The organism is Nocardia sp. GCM10030253 (assembly GCF_042675075.1).
GTDB lineage: Bacteria > Actinomycetota > Actinomycetes > Mycobacteriales > Mycobacteriaceae > Nocardia.
Window position 1 is genome coordinate 720,545 of the sequence record NZ_JBHTDL010000005.1, and the last position, 13,924, is coordinate 734,468.

Sequence of the window (13,924 nt, forward strand, 5' to 3'; positions counted from 1 at the left end):
GTCAACCAAGGCTCTTTCTTGTCCGGTCACTAGCGAGTCTCTTTTCGGCGGCAAGCACAACAGCGGCGGACGCGGCACCGAGCGCGGATCCGGCGAGCACGTCGGAGGGATAGTGCACTCCGAGCACAACCCGGGAGAGCAACATCGGTGGAACGAGCACCGCAGGCAAGGGTAGCCCGGTCAGTTTCCCGAGCAACACCGCCGCTGCCGTGGTCGAAGTCGCGTGCGAGGACGGGAAACTCAATTTGCTCGGCGTAGACACATTGACCTGCACCGATGGGTCGTTCGGGCGGGGCCGCCGCACGACCCGCTTGATCACGATCGAGGCGGCGTGCGCGCCGACGGCACCCACAGCGACCCCGGCCCACTGCCTGCGGCGCGGCTTGTCCGCGACCCAGCCGACGGCGGCGATGCCGACCCAGCCCAGCGCGTGCTCACCGAAGTGCGACATGCCGAGGGCTGCCTTGACGACAGAGGGGTTGCGGCCGATCGTCGACTGCACCGCATTGAGGATGGCGACCTCGGGCGGTGCGGTTGCGGTGTCGGGCGCGGTTTCGGGCGCGACGCCGTTGGCGGAGTGTCCGTTCGTGCTGCGCAACGCCTCGTTCACCGCCGCACTGTCACTTGCACCGATGCTCACTGCTGCTCGCCTTTCGTGTCGCCGATACCGAAAGCGTTCTCCCACGCGGAGGTACTGGTCAGCTGCGGATGGGCGGCGCGGTAGCGCTGCTGCATCTCCGGGAAGCGAGCGGCCAGTTCCTTGCGCAGGCGCATGGCTTCCTTGAACAGGCCGAGGGCCTGACGCGGATCGCGCTTGCGGTAGACAACGCCGCGACCGTCGGCGGTGGTGACGGTGACACCGTCGACCTGCGACAGCAGGAACCACCGCGCATCCAGGGTCGGCACATTCAGCTGCGGGCGCTCGTGATGCTCGGAATGCGCGGGCCGCACGCTGTGTACCAGGCCCTTGGCGAGCCGGACCACCTTGGCGATCGGGTTGGCGGGCTCGCCGACCGCGCCGACGCCGATGTGGCTGGCCAGCGGCAGGTCGGTGGACGAGGGCAGGATCACCGCGTCCGGGTACTGCTTGCGCAACTCGTGCACCGCGCCGAGGGCGCTCGGCAGCAGCTGGAACAGCCGCTCCGGGCCGGCCAGGAAGTCGCGAATCGCCAGGTTCTGGATGGCGACCGTCGAATACTCCAGGCACAGCAGGTGTTTCATGGTCGCCTTGACGGTGTTCACCACCATCCCGCGGCCATTCCCCGGCATGTGCAGCGAGGCGACGACCAGGCGGTTGCGCAGGTGGAAGTACGCCTGCCAGTCGATGGCGTCGTCCTTGTCGCTCCAGGCCATGTGCCAGACGGCGGCACCGGGCAGGGTGACCGTCGGGTATCCGGCGGCGCGAGCGCGCAGACCGTATTCGGCATCGTCCCACTTCAGGAACAGCGGCAGCGGCTGGCCGAGTTCCTCGGCGACCTGACGCGGGATGACGCAGGTCCACCAGCCGTTGAAGTCGACGTCGATGCGCCGATGCAGCAGCTTGGAGTTGTCGCGGTCCTTCAGCGGGTACTTCGAGAAGTCGTGGTCGTACTCGACGTTCGGCGCCGCGGTCCACATGAAGATGCCGCGGTCGACGACCTCGCCCATAACGTGCAGGTGTGAGCGCTCCTGCAGGTTGAGCATCTGCCCGCCGACGAGGACCGGCGACTTGGCGAAACGGGCGAAGGCCAGCGCGCGCAGGATCGAGTCCGGCTCGATCTCGATGTCGTCGTCCATATAGACGATGTACTGGGCGTCGGTGGTTTTCAGCGCCTCGTACATCACCCGGCTGTAGCCGCCGGAGCCGCCGAGATTGGGCTGGTTGTAGATGGCGAGCCGATCGCCGAGCACCGCGGCGGCCTCGGTGAAGCCGGGCTCGTCGACCACCTTGCGGGTGCCCTGATCGGGGATGATGACGGCTTTGATCTTCTCGAGCACCAGCGGATCGGCGCCGAGGGCGCCGAGGGTCTTCACCGCGTCGGTCGGCCGGTTGAAGGTGGGCATGCCGACCGCGATGCTGCCGTCACCGGGCGCCTCGATCGGGGCGTACCAGCCGCCCGCCAGCAGCGTGACCGCCGTGTCGGTGGTGATGTCGAACCAGATCCAGCCGCCGTCCTCGAACGGGCCGAGATCGGTCTCGAATTCGACGTGCACCGACTCGGTACCCGGCGCGACGGCGAACTCCTTGCCCTGCACGTGGATTCGCGAGCCGTCCGCCTTCGAGCGGTAGACGTCTACGCGGCCGTGCCCGGCCAGCTCCAGCCGCAGCACCACCGATTCCAGGATGCTCCAGCGCCGCCAGTAGCTCGCGGGCAAGGCGTTGAAGTAGGTGCAGAACGACACCTCGGACTCCGCGCCCACCGAAAGGGAGGTGCGGGTGGTGGCGTGCGCACGCCTGGCGTTGGTCGAGGACTCCTCGACGTAGAGGGTGCGCACGTCCAGTGGCTCACCCGGCCGGGGCAGGATGATGCGCTGCAGCAGCGACTTGGCGCGGGTTTCGGTGGTCATATCTTCCAAGATCGACTGGGAGGTCATTCGTTGCTTTCGGTGTCAGTGCGGGACACCCGCACCCGGTCGGCTTCGATGAGCCGAGCTTCGCGATTGTGACTCATCTACGCCTCGTCCACGAGCTGCTCGCCCGACTCCAGGTGCGGCCGCAGCACATTGTCGAACATGCTGAGCGCGCTTCCGATGGCCATGTGCATGTCAAGGTACTGATAGGTGCCGAGGCGACCACCGAAAAGGACCTTCTCCGATGCGGTTTCCTTCTTGGCGAGGGCGCGATAAGCGGTGAGCTTGGCGCGGTCCTCCGGCGTGTTGATCGGGTAGTACGGCTCGTCGCCGGTCTGCGCGAAGCGGGAGTACTCGCGCATGATCACGGTCTTGTCGTTCGGGTAGCTGTCGCGCTCGGGGTGGAAGTGGCGCGGCTCGATGATGCGGGTGTAGGGCACGTCCGCATCGTTGTAGTTCATCACCGAGGTGCCCTGGTAGTCACCGGTCGGTAGCACCTCGGTCTCGAAATCGATGGTGCGCCAGCCGAGTTCGCCCTCGCTGTAGTCGAAGTAGCGATCCACCGGTCCGGTGTAGACGACCGGGGCGTCCGGGTTCTCGGCGCGGATCTGCTCGCGCACGTCGAACCAGTCGGTGTTCAGCCTGACCTCGATCAGGTCGGAGGTGGCCATATTGGCCAGCCACTTCGTGTAGCCCTCCTTGGGCAGACCCTCGTAGGTGTCGTTGAAGTAGCGGTTGTCGAAGGTGTAGCGCACCGGCAGGCGGGTGATGTTGCCCGCGGGCAGTTCCTTCGGATCGGTCTGCCACTGCTTGGCGGTGTAATCGCGGACGAACGCCTCGTAGAGCGGGCGGCCGATCAGCGAGATCGCCTTTTCCTCGAGGTTCTGCGCGTCCTTGGTATCGACCTCTGTCGCTTGTTCCGCGATCAGCTTGCGCGCCTCTTCCGGCGTGAAGTAGCGACCGAAGAACTGGGAGATCAGGCCGAGGCCCATCGGGAACTGGTAGGCCTGCCCCTTGTGCATCGCGAAGACCCGGTGCTGGTAACCGGTGAACTCGGTGAACTGGGTCACGTAGTCCCAGACCCGCTTGTTCGAGGTATGGAACAGGTGCGCCCCGTATTTGTGCACCTCGATACCGGTTTCCGGCTCGGGCTCCGAGTAGGCGTTGCCACCGAGGTGGTAGCGGCGGTCGATCACAAGCACCCGCTTGCCGAGCAGGTTGGCGGCGCGTTCAGCGACGGTCAGCCCGAAGAATCCGGAGCCGACGACGATCAGATCGAACTGTGAGGCGGAGGGGACGGAGTTACCCGAGGACGATGCGGCGGTCACGGGAGCCCAGCGTATCGGAAGTCTCCGCGCTGTCCTGGCGGAGTCACCGGGCCGGCTGAGCGGCGCGGCTCTGGCCGGTGGTTTCACACCGAGCGACCTGCGAACAGTCGCTACGGCGCCATCCGGATTTCGCCGAAAGTTTGCCGAAACGGCGCCATATGACCGCAACAACGCCGCTCTTACATCCGTTCGAGCCGTGGCACCGGCCTAGGCGGACATTTTCCGATGCCCGCCGACGGCTTCGCACACTTACCAGCGAAAGTATCCGCACAGACCGTCATCAGTCCGGGAAGCCGACCTCTACTTCGAGATCGGCGCGCTCGGTGTACATGCGCCAATAGTGTTCGCCCAATTCGTCATTGCTCATTCTGGCGATCTCGACGCCCGGCGGCACCAGTTCGGGATGCTCGTCGACGATGCGTTCGGCTTTGCTGTTGCTGATCAGTACGCCGATATTGAGCAGCCCGATGTAGATGCCGGTGTCGGCGAGTTCGGCTCGGAGCTGCTGGAGGTAGGTGCGCTGCGCACCGAGGATGATGCCGAAGTTGGACAGGTAGGGCATCGGGTGCCGGTCCGAGGACCCGGACGAGTAGAGCAGGGTCCCTTCGCCGCGCTCGATCATCGCCGGCGCGAGTGCGCGGGTCATCCATATCGGTGAGTACAGCTTCAATTCGAGCGGGATGCGCAGACCGGCGGCGTCGACGTCCAGCGTGGTCGGGATCCGGTCGGCCATGTCGCCCGCCGCGCCGTGCAGCGCGACGTCGATCTGTCCGAACCTGCTGGTGACGTCGTCGACCACACGCCGCAGCTGCGCTTCGTCGGTGAGGTCCGCGGGAAAGGCGGCAGCCTCGATTCCTTCCGCCGCCAACTCTTCGACGTGCTGCTTTGCCTTGTCCGGATTCCGGCCGATCACCGCGACGCGGAAGCCCTCGCGCCCGAACCGCCGCCCGGTCCCCATGCCGAGCCCGGGCCCGAACCCGAAAATCGCGATTGTCTTCGTCATGCCACTACCTCACTAAGTTGAGCCATGGTTCAAGTTCCATCAGACGGTAGCATTAACTTGAACCTATGCTCAAGATAAATCGGACGCCGGATTTGTAGGATCGGCAAATGCCCGTGGACAAGCCGTTACGCAGTGACGCCCGCCGCAACCGGGACGCGCTCGTGACCGCTGCCAGGGAAGTGTTCGAAGAACGCGGTCTCGACGCGCCCTTGAAGGAGATCGCCGCCCGAGCCGGCGTCGCCATCGGCACCCTCTACAACCGCTTCCCCACCCGCGATGACCTCATCGCCGCCGCTGTCGAAGACCGCATAGAGGCGGGCGGGCGCATCGCCGAACAGGCCATCGCCGTCGACGACCCGTGGGACTCCTTCACCTACCTGGTCGAGAAGGTGTGCGAACTCCAAGCAGGCGACCGCCTGCTCAGCGACCTGTCCCTGCGCGCGGCCCCCAGCGCGGCCATCGCGCACGCCCAGGAATACGGCCACGGCCTGATGCGCGAAATCATCACCCGTGCACAACAAGCCGGCGTCCTGCGCTCCGACTGGGTCCTCGAAGACATCGCCTTCATCACCTGGTCCCACACCCGCATAGTCGAAGCCACCGCCCACATAGCCCCCGACGTCTGGCGCCGCCACCTGGCCCTGGTCCTCGACGGCCTCCGCGCCTCCGCCGCCCACCCACTCCCGGTCCCCCCGATCACCGAAGACCAACTGATGCAGGCGATGCGCGGCTGAGCGAACAGACAAGATCAGTACGGCCACGTGATCCCGACAAGGCCACCGACCATGCCCAGCCGGGCTGTGACGGAACAGCAGGATCGCGCCGAGGTACCAGCGGAACGCGGCCACTCCGCCGAGCCCGACCAGCCCGATAACCACGCCGACAGCGCCGATCAGTCCGACGATCAACGCATCATTCGCCGCCACTCGCCGGGTTAGTAGGCCGGGTCGTCCAGGAGTGGAATGGGGCGACGAGGGAGTGCCGCTGTCCAGCGGGCGGTGTAGCTCGATGCTGCGGTGAGGAAGGTGGCGAGGGGGAGAATTGTTGCGGTCAGGCTGGCGAGCCAGTCTTGGTGTACGAGGGCGGTGAGGGCTCCGACAAGACCGAATGTCGACTTGATGGCGTCGGTGGAGCGGGCTCCTTCCGGGAACCAGTGGATGCCGTAGCTGGATTCGTAGCCGCTGAGCCAACAGACAAGGGCGGCAAGACCGATGACGACCATCAGGCCTGCGGCGACGATCAGGGTGTAGCGACCCGTCTCGTCTCGGCGCAGCAGCAGGATCGCGCCATAGATCAGCGCGAAGGCCAGGATCAGGGCGCCGAGGGTCGCGAAGATAGTGAGGGAGTTGTCGTATTTGCCTGGGTCGCTGCGGAATGCGTTCAGCAGCACGCCGGCGCCGATCAGGTTGCTTGCGCCGACGATCAAGCCGAGGACTCCGGCCGTCGTCGCCATCACTCCGCTCGGTTCGGACCACGGGGCTACACCCGGATTCACAGTGGCGTCCACAGCTCGACCGTAGTCGTTGATCGGGTTCCAGTCCCTGCATCGGACCGGCTGACGTAGCCCGCGTATTCGCGATCAGCAATCAGAAGTCGGCCGCATCGGCACTGTCGCGCATCCGCAGGCCGAGCAGCCGGTCAAGGTAAGCGCAGCCGCTCCGGGGGCGGAGCTACGGCACATCACCTCGAACTGACCGGACCCGCGCGCTGCCGCCCACGCCCAAGCCGAAGGTGCCCGCATGTCACGTGACATGCGGGCACCTGATTTGTGTTGCGGCCGACTCGATTCCGGCTACCGCAGCCGGGTATCGGCATAGACCTTCATCGCGTCGCGCACGAATTCGGCTGTGCCCTTGCCGTGTACGTCGTAGTTGGCCCTGAAACGCGGGTCGGCGACGTACATTTCACCGAGTCCGGTGAAATAGTCGGCTCCTGGGCGCGTACCCTGCGTGGCGACGCCCAGCCAGTCGTAGTGCCGTTGCACGATCGCCTGGACCTCGGCGCTGTCGGGGGCGAGCCCGGCATCACGTGTCCTGCCGTAGTCGGCGGCGATGTCCAGGTGTGTCTGTTGAAACGCCTCCTTATCGGCGTCGCTCATCGAACGCCACCAGCGGTCGCCACTTTCGTAGGCGTCCTTGCCCCAGCGTTCGATCACCTCATCCTTGTACTTGGTGTGGTCGAAGCCGTCGAAAACTTCTGCTGCCATGAGTTGTTCACCTCGTTCCGTCTTGTGCAGCGTGGTGGTCACCGATTCGATCTGGCGCCGGATCCGATCCTGTTCCTGCCGTAGCAGTTCCAGGTGCGTGCGCAGTGCGGCGGCGGTGTCCTGTTGTCCGGCAAGGACTTCGGCGATGGCAGGGAGGCCGAGGCCGAGTTCTCGCAGCAGCAGGATGCGTTGCAGCCGCACCAAGGAGTTCTGGTCGTAGTAGCGGTATCCGTTGGCGCCGATTCGGCTGGGCGGCAGTAGCCCGAGCTGCCCGTAGTGGCGCAGTGTCCGGCTGGTGGTGCCTGTCGCCTTGGCCAGGTCCTGGATGGACCATTCGCCGGTGCGGGTGCCCGCTGTCATGACCTTTATCCCTTCTTTCTCGTCGGTACAACCAGTTTGCAAGTTGACGCTACGTCAAGGTCAACATCTTTCTGCGCGGATTTCTAGCGTGCCGTGGCAGGCACCGGAGTACCCGGTTCTTCGGGCAGGACCGCGGGTGCGGGCTTGCCGGCCATCTGACCGAGCAGGGTGCCGCCGAGGGCGATGACGAGTCCGAGCACCTGCAGCGGGCTCAGCGCCTGACCGAGCGCGATCCAGCCGATCACGGCCGCCGCGACCGGGCTGAGCAGGCCGAGGAACGCGATCGAAGTGGCGGGCACCCGGGAAATGCCGCGGAACCAGAGGAAGTACGCCACCGCGGTGCCGATGATGCCGAGGTATAGGTAGCCACCGACAGCGCGACCGTCGAGCGCCGGCGCAGCGCCCTCGATCACGAAGGCAAGCGGCGCGATGAACAGGCCACCCGCGGTCAGCTGCCATCCGGTGATGGCGAGCGGGCCGACACCTTCGGGGCGTCCCCAGCGCTGGGTCAGCACGGTGCCTGCCGCCATGGACGCGGCTCCGAGTAATCCGGCGACGACGCCGACCGTGTCCAGCTGCGCATTGCCACGAAGCACCACCAGCGCGACCCCGAAGACACCGACGAGGCCCGCAATCACCTTGCGGCCGTTGGGCTTCTCGGCAAGCACGACCATCGCGAAGCCCAGCGCGAACATCGGCGCGACGGCGCCGAGTACCCCGGCAACGCCGCCGGGCAGCCGGTAAGCGGCCAGGAACAGCAGTGGGAAGAACGCGCCGATGTTGAGTATGCCGAGTGCGGCGGCCCGCCCGATCCAGATGCCGCGCGGGAGTTGGCGGGTGATCGCGAGCAGCACCAGCCCGGCGGGCAGCGCACGCATGAGCGCAGTGAAGAGCGGCCGGTCCGGCGGCAGGAACTCGGTGGTGACGGCGTAGGTGGAACCCCATGCGATCGGGGCGAGTGCGGCGAGCGCCAGGGCGCCTGCGTACGGGTTTCCGGTACGCGCGGCGGTGGTCGTTGTCATGTTGGTCGCTCCTCGTTCATAATCTCAACGTTGAAATATCTACACCTCGAAATCCATCATCGTCAAGTAGATGAACGTTGAGATATTCTCAGGTGAGAGAGAAGACAGTGACCGACAGGAGAAGCAGCCGTGGCAGACGCGATTGATCTGTTCACCGAGCACTGGAACAGGGAGCGTCCGGATGTGGACGTCTCGCCGATGGCCGTGATCGGGCGAATCCAGCGGTTGTCACGACTGCTGGACCAGGACCTGAAGACGTTCTTCGCCGGACACGGAATGGAGTTCTGGGAGTTCGACATGCTGGCCACGCTGCGGCGTTCCGGCGGCGCCGACGGGCTCACCGCGGGCGCGCTGAACCAGGTCGCCATGCTCACCTCGGGCGCGATCACCAACCGCCTCGACCGGCTCGAGGCGAAGGGTCTCGTCGAACGCGCGCCGTGCCCCGAGGATCGACGAGCCATTCGGGTACGGCTGACCACGGCAGGCCGCAAGAAGATCGATGACATGCTGCCCCTACACATGGCAAATGAGCAGCGCCTGCTGGCCGCGTTGGACCAACCCGCACGCGGTCAGCTGGCGGATCTTCTTCGCACCCTCACCGAATCCCTTGGCGACACCGCGCCGAACTGACCGCCAGGGGATATCGCGACCTCGACAATCCACCGGCCGACCCCGACGCCGACTTCTGTGGCAGCGCGGCATGATCCGACACGATTATTTGTCGACACGCGCACGGCGTCGGATTTCAGAACAGCGGACGCCGCCGCGAGCCGGGCAACGCCCTCGGACCGATCAAGGCTGACCTCCGGTCGGTTCGCTGGACGGGATGGCGGTCGAGGGGGTCGGCCGCGGGGTCGGGGTCGACGCGGTGTTCGGTGCGACGGTGCTGCCGGGCGTAACGGCGCTCGCGGGCGACATCGCACTCGCGGGCGGCACCGTGCTGCTGGGCGGTATCGCCTCATATGTTGTCGCCTCGGGCACCAACTGCATCAGCCTGGTGAAGTCGACGACCTGAGCGCCGAGGGTCGGCGTCGAAATGATGACGCCGTTGGTGAACATGCGATAGGTGCCCGCCTTTTGCGGCAGAGCCATCACGGGTCCAAGTGGCTGTCCGACCGAACTGTTCGCGCCGCCGAGTCGTTGGTATTCGACATCGATCGGTGATTCACCGACCACGGTTCGGGTGCGCGGATCCATGGGAGCGCCACCGCCCGTTTGGTCGTTGAGTTCGGGTTCGATTGGCACCGGCCCTAATTCGCTCGGTGTTGGTCCGACGGCGAAGGTGTAGATATCGGCGGGCTCCCCACCGTCGGGCGCGGCGGAGTATTCCGCACGCAGGATGCGGCCGTCGCGCAGCAGCACCGTGCCCGCGGTGGCGGCGACAGCTTCCGCCGCACGCGGATCTTCCTTTGCCGTACCGGGATACGCCTGGCAGTCGGTGGTGTCGCAGGTCTGCGCATAGGGATAGCGATGCTCGGCAAGGGCATACGAGCGTGCCGCAATCGCTTGGGCGCGAAGGGCTTCCGCAGCGCCCCTGTCCGCCCAGTTGGCCTGCACCTCGGCCGGGACCACCCCGAGCAGGTAATCCTCCACGTCGACCCGGTTGATCGTGCGCGCCTCGCCGTTCTCCGTCGCGACACCGAGCGCGCCCCGGTACGCCGAGCCGCCGCACAGGGTCAGATGTTCGGCGGCAGGCCTGCTCGACCCCTGGTCGAGCGGATAGATCCACGGGTCGTCGGTCGCGGACTGCCACAGCACCTCGCCGTCGCAGCCGACGGTGACGACCACGTTCGCGCCGCCGCCGGGCAGCGGCGTGAGATGGGCGACTTGACCGGCAGTGAGCTCCCGTCCCGCGACCCGGCCGCCGGCATCGGCGTAGGCATCCAGGGTGGAGTCGTCCTGTTCGATGAGCCGCACCGCGACCGAGGTCCGCGGGATCCGACCGAGGGCGGCGCCCGGGTAGTAGTGCTCGAGAATGCGTTCGGCCACCCACCCCTGCAGCGCGCTGTCGAATGCGCCGACTTGACTCATGCCACGCCCGTGCCCCGGTCCCGCCAGCGGGCGATATTCCATTTGCCCTGGCCAACCCCAAAATGCGAGGACGGTACCCGCAAGCAACAGCGCGCCACCGGTGACCAGCACCGGGCGGACGGATATCGCGGACCGCGGCATCGGACCGCGATATCCGCGTGCTGCGCGCGGGCCTCTTTTCGCATGCATTTGTCGTTCCCCCCGCGCGCTTTGATTCCGGTGCTGTCTGCGTCGCATTCGTTCACTCCCACGGTTTTCCAGGACCGGATCCGTTCGATACCTGTCGGCATGTCGTGCCATCCGGTCGCAATCCGAGAGCTACATTCGAGCAATCATATAATCCTCTACCAGAGGTTTAGATATGTGACAGTTGTCAACTAGTGTGATCGTTGATGCATCAGTAAGCAAGCCTGAATTTTTTGCACAGATCGCCGGTTCGACCCGAATGGAGATGCTCGTGCCGTACCGCAAACCGAAACGTTCCTACGTACTCCCGGTTGTCACCACGCTCGCGGTAGCGGCCCCGCTCGCAGCATTCACGATGCGCGATTCGAATGAGTACCGCTCGACCGCCGATAGCGAGCTGGCTGCTGTACCCGCCCAACTCGCCGAAATGGCGTTGGCCGCGGCTCCCGACATCACGCTCCCACTGAAGGAGCTGACCGGGCTCAATCTTCCGAATTTACGTCTATCCGATCTGCGCATGCTGCCATTGCCATCGTCGCTTCGGATTCCCGACGGCCTGCCGCTGCCGCCCGGTGTTGAGCTACCCAGGGAAATTCCACTACCCAAGCTCGATTCCGGCCAGAGCCCGGCGACTCCTGGCCAGAGCCCGTATTCCGGTCAGAGCCGAACAGCCCCCGGTCAGAGCCAATTCGCTCCCGGACAGTTTCAGACAGCTCCCGGACAGCGCCCCAACTCCGGCCAGTACACCTCCCCTGGTCAGACGGCTCCCGCGCAGCCGGTCCCCGGCCGCATCCCGTCCACGAGCTTCATCGCCGATCCCAGCCTGCTGGAACCCGGAACCACCCCGGAGACACCCGCATTGGCGCCCGGCGCGGTCCCGCCCGACCTGGTCGACCAGGTCGGCGCGCAGGTCAAGGAACTCAGCCGCGACACACCGTTCAGCGTGGTCGCACTCACCGCGAGCGATCTGGTGGACACCAACGCGACGATCCGGGCCCGCCAATCCGACGGCACCTGGGGACCCTGGTATGACACCGAAGCGGTCGACACCCGCCGCACCGACCGCACCCCGGCGGGCGGGCCCACCGGCACCGAACCGATCTATGTGGGCAACACGAAGTCCGTGCAGATCCTGGTGACCCGCAAGCCTGCCGCGTCGACGGTGCCGCAACCCGCGGCGGCACCCGTGCAGCCGATTCCGGCCGCCGCACGCTCCGACGACCCGGCCCAGATGAACGCCGCGGCCATGACCGCGGTTCTCATCGATCCCGGCCGCGGCGCCATCGACGGTGGACTGTCCGACGTCGCCGCGGCACTGCCCGGCGGCGGGCCGAACGTGATCACGCGCACCCAGTGGGGCGCCGACGAATCGATCCGCTGCGACGAACCCACCTACGACGAGGACGGCGTCGGCGGCGTCACCGTGCACCACACCGCGGGGCGCAACGACTACAGCAAGTCCGAGTCCGCGGGCATTGTCCGCGCGATCTACACCTATCACGCAAAGACGTTGGGCTGGTGCGATATCGGCTACAACGCCATGGTCGACAAGTACGGTCAGATCTTCGAGGGGCGCTTCGGCGGGCTGGATCGCCCGGTGCAGGGCGCGCACGCCGGCGGGTTCAACGAGAACACCTCGGGCGTGTCCCTGATGGGCAACTACGAATCCGAAGAGCCGTCGGAAGAAGCGATCGACGCCATCGGCAAGTTCATCGGCTGGAAGACGAAGGTCGCCGGGCTCGACCCGAAGGGGTACACCACCATGTACTCCGAGGGCACCGAATTCACCTCCTACGCGCAGGGTGAATCCGTCCGCCTGCCGGTGGTGTTCGCGCACCGCGACGTCGGTAACACCAGCTGCCCCGGTGACGCCGCCTACGCGTTGATGGACCGCGTTCGCGATATCGCCGCGAGCGGCCCGGGCCGATCCAGCACCACTCCGCAGCAGGGCACCACGCAGCCGCAGACCGGAAATACACAGCCGCAGAATGGCAATCAGCAGCAAACAGCGCCACGTACGCAGACCGACCTCGCCACCTTGGCCGCTTTGACCAACAAGCTGCTCGACATGGTGAACCAAAGTGGAATCGCCAAATACTGGTCCGAGAAGGGTGGCCCGACCGGACCGCTCGGCGCCGCCCACTCGGAACTGCTGCCTGCCGCCGAGGGCCAGCAGTACGTCAAGTTCACCAACGGATACGTGTACTCCGGGCCCAACGGCCACGCATACGAGGTGATGGGGGCGATCCTCGACCGCTTCCTCCAGCTCGGCGCCGACGCGGGCGTACTCGGCCTGCCGGTGAGCAACTCCTACCCGGTACCCAACGGTGCGCGTTCGGACTTCCAGCGCGGCTCACTGGTTCTCAACCGGCTGACCGGCATCGTCACCACGGTGTGGAAGACCTACAACGAGACCTACCAGCAGGAGATTCAGCGCAACCCCAACGACCCGATCGCCGCACCGGGCCCAGCGCCCGCACCGGTTCCGGGAGCTGCTCCGGTTCCGGCACCCGGCGTTGCTCGGGCACCCGCCGCCGCTCCAGCACCAGACACTGCTCATGCACCAGAGGCCGCCTTGGCACCCGACGCTGCTCAAGCACCTGACGCTGCTCAAGCACCTGACGCTGCTCAAGCACCCGGCGCCGCTCAAGCACCCGGCGCCGCTCAAGCACCCGGCGCCGCTCAAGCACCCGGCGCCGCTCAAGCACCCGGCGCTGCTCAAGCACCCGGCGCTGCTCAAGCACCAGAGGCCGCCTTGGCACCCGGCGCTGCTCAAGCACCCGGCGCTGCTCAAGCACCCGGCGCTGCTCAAGCACCCGGCGCCGCTCAAGCACCAGAGGCCGCCTTGGCACCCGGCGCTGCTCAAGCACCTGACGCTGCCTCAGCACCTGACACTGCTCCAGCACCCGCCGCCGCTCAAGCACCAGACACTGCTCCAGCACCAGAGGCCGCCTTGGCACCTGGCGACGCCCCCGCTCCGGCACCGGCACCCGCAGCTGTCGGACCGGAAGCTGGTCCAGCACCGGAGTAGGAGCCCGCAGCGGCACGAGCTTTCTGAGAGTTGCTGCGACACAGACCGATGCGCCCCTGCCGACTCGAATGTCGGTAGGGGCGCTCACCTTTGGAAACATTCGATCCGTTCGGCCCGCCGAAGCGATCAGTGGGATGACCGAACGGAGCCGACGCACCGGACCCGCGTCACCCCGACCAGTGGTCGAACCACCACAGCGCCAGCGTA

General features: G+C 66.3%; 12 protein-coding genes. 4 read left to right on the plus strand and 8 right to left on the minus strand.

The annotated features are described in order from the left end of the window. Window position 1 precedes the first annotated feature (1 nt). The 4 genes from ACFQZZ_RS11665 to ACFQZZ_RS11680 all read right to left on the minus strand — a co-directional run bounded on the left by ACFQZZ_RS11665 (window position 2) and on the right by ACFQZZ_RS11680 (window position 4,881). Window positions 2–514: a phosphatase PAP2 family protein gene (locus ACFQZZ_RS11665; protein WP_378678439.1), complete on the minus strand. Its 513-nt coding sequence runs from the start codon at window positions 512–514 to the stop codon at window positions 2–4. Window positions 515–636: 122 nt separating this feature from the next. Further along, window positions 637–2,574, minus strand: a complete 1,938-nt coding sequence (locus tag ACFQZZ_RS11670) for a glycosyltransferase (protein ID WP_378677961.1) — start codon at window positions 2,572–2,574, stop codon at window positions 637–639. A 77-nt stretch (window positions 2,575–2,651) separates the two neighbouring features. Beyond that, the gene (gene glf, locus ACFQZZ_RS11675; protein WP_378677964.1) at window positions 2,652–3,878 is read right to left on the minus strand and encodes a UDP-galactopyranose mutase; all 1,227 of its coding nucleotides are present in this window, start codon (window positions 3,876–3,878) and stop codon (window positions 2,652–2,654) included. 280 nt (window positions 3,879–4,158) lie between these two features. Next, window positions 4,159–4,881 (minus strand): SDR family NAD(P)-dependent oxidoreductase, encoded by a 723-nt coding sequence (locus ACFQZZ_RS11680; RefSeq protein ID WP_378677967.1) that lies wholly within the window; start codon window positions 4,879–4,881, stop codon window positions 4,159–4,161. Window positions 4,882–4,988: 107 nt separating this feature from the next. Between ACFQZZ_RS11680 and ACFQZZ_RS11685 the strand changes: the two genes are divergently transcribed. Both ACFQZZ_RS11685 and ACFQZZ_RS11690 read left to right on the plus strand, forming a co-directional pair. Continuing rightward, entirely contained in the window at window positions 4,989–5,615 is a 627-nt protein-coding gene (locus ACFQZZ_RS11685; RefSeq protein ID WP_378677970.1) for a TetR/AcrR family transcriptional regulator, read from the plus strand. 51 nt (window positions 5,616–5,666) lie between these two features. Next, window positions 5,667–5,819, plus strand: a complete 153-nt coding sequence (locus tag ACFQZZ_RS11690) for a hypothetical protein (protein ID WP_378677973.1) — start codon at window positions 5,667–5,669, stop codon at window positions 5,817–5,819. Here the strand turns inward: ACFQZZ_RS11690 and ACFQZZ_RS11695 are convergent. From ACFQZZ_RS11695 to ACFQZZ_RS11705, 3 genes are all read right to left on the minus strand, one after another. Next, window positions 5,816–6,388 (minus strand): hypothetical protein, encoded by a 573-nt coding sequence (locus ACFQZZ_RS11695; protein ID WP_378677976.1) that lies wholly within the window; start codon window positions 6,386–6,388, stop codon window positions 5,816–5,818. The two genes, ACFQZZ_RS11690 and ACFQZZ_RS11695, sit on opposite strands and share 4 nt — an antisense overlap. 285 nt (window positions 6,389–6,673) lie before the next feature. Beyond that, window positions 6,674–7,447 (minus strand): MerR family transcriptional regulator, encoded by a 774-nt coding sequence (locus ACFQZZ_RS11700; RefSeq protein ID WP_378677978.1) that lies wholly within the window; start codon window positions 7,445–7,447, stop codon window positions 6,674–6,676. A gap of 83 nt (window positions 7,448–7,530) precedes the next feature. Then, window positions 7,531–8,469: an EamA family transporter gene (locus tag ACFQZZ_RS11705; protein WP_378677981.1), complete on the minus strand. Its 939-nt coding sequence runs from the start codon at window positions 8,467–8,469 to the stop codon at window positions 7,531–7,533. Window positions 8,470–8,598: 129 nt separating this feature from the next. On the opposite strand from ACFQZZ_RS11705, the gene ACFQZZ_RS11710 reads away from it, so the two are divergent. After that, complete coding sequence (locus tag ACFQZZ_RS11710; protein ID WP_378677984.1) at window positions 8,599–9,099, plus strand: MarR family winged helix-turn-helix transcriptional regulator; 501 nt, start codon at window positions 8,599–8,601, stop codon at window positions 9,097–9,099. Window positions 9,100–9,261: 162 nt separating this feature from the next. On the opposite strand, the gene ACFQZZ_RS11715 is transcribed toward ACFQZZ_RS11710, so the two are convergent. Beyond that, window positions 9,262–10,641 (minus strand): SpoIID/LytB domain-containing protein, encoded by a 1,380-nt coding sequence (locus tag ACFQZZ_RS11715; RefSeq protein WP_378677987.1) that lies wholly within the window; start codon window positions 10,639–10,641, stop codon window positions 9,262–9,264. Window positions 10,642–10,957: 316 nt separating this feature from the next. On the opposite strand from ACFQZZ_RS11715, the gene ACFQZZ_RS11720 reads away from it, so the two are divergent. Further along, window positions 10,958–13,717: an N-acetylmuramoyl-L-alanine amidase gene (locus ACFQZZ_RS11720; RefSeq protein WP_378677990.1), complete on the plus strand. Its 2,760-nt coding sequence runs from the start codon at window positions 10,958–10,960 to the stop codon at window positions 13,715–13,717. The last annotated feature ends 207 nt before the right edge of the window (window positions 13,718–13,924 follow it).

Bases quoted from the DNA above. Each gene is read 5' to 3' on its own strand.
- ACFQZZ_RS11670 (WP_378677961.1), bottom strand. From the start codon at position 2,574: ATGACCTCCCAGTCGATCTTGGAAGATATGACCACCGAAACCCGCGCC.
- ACFQZZ_RS11680 (WP_378677967.1), bottom strand. From the start codon at position 4,881: ATGACGAAGACAATCGCGATTTTCGGGTTCGGGCCCGGGCTCGGCATG.
- ACFQZZ_RS11685 (WP_378677970.1), top strand. From the start codon at position 4,989: ATGCCCGTGGACAAGCCGTTACGCAGTGACGCCCGCCGCAACCGGGAC.
- ACFQZZ_RS11690 (WP_378677973.1), top strand. From the start codon at position 5,667: ATGCCCAGCCGGGCTGTGACGGAACAGCAGGATCGCGCCGAGGTACCA.
- ACFQZZ_RS11700 (WP_378677978.1), bottom strand. From the start codon at position 7,447: ATGACAGCGGGCACCCGCACCGGCGAATGGTCCATCCAGGACCTGGCC.
- ACFQZZ_RS11705 (WP_378677981.1), bottom strand. From the start codon at position 8,469: ATGACAACGACCACCGCCGCGCGTACCGGAAACCCGTACGCAGGCGCC.
- ACFQZZ_RS11715 (WP_378677987.1), bottom strand. From the start codon at position 10,641: ATGCCGCGGTCCGCGATATCCGTCCGCCCGGTGCTGGTCACCGGTGGC.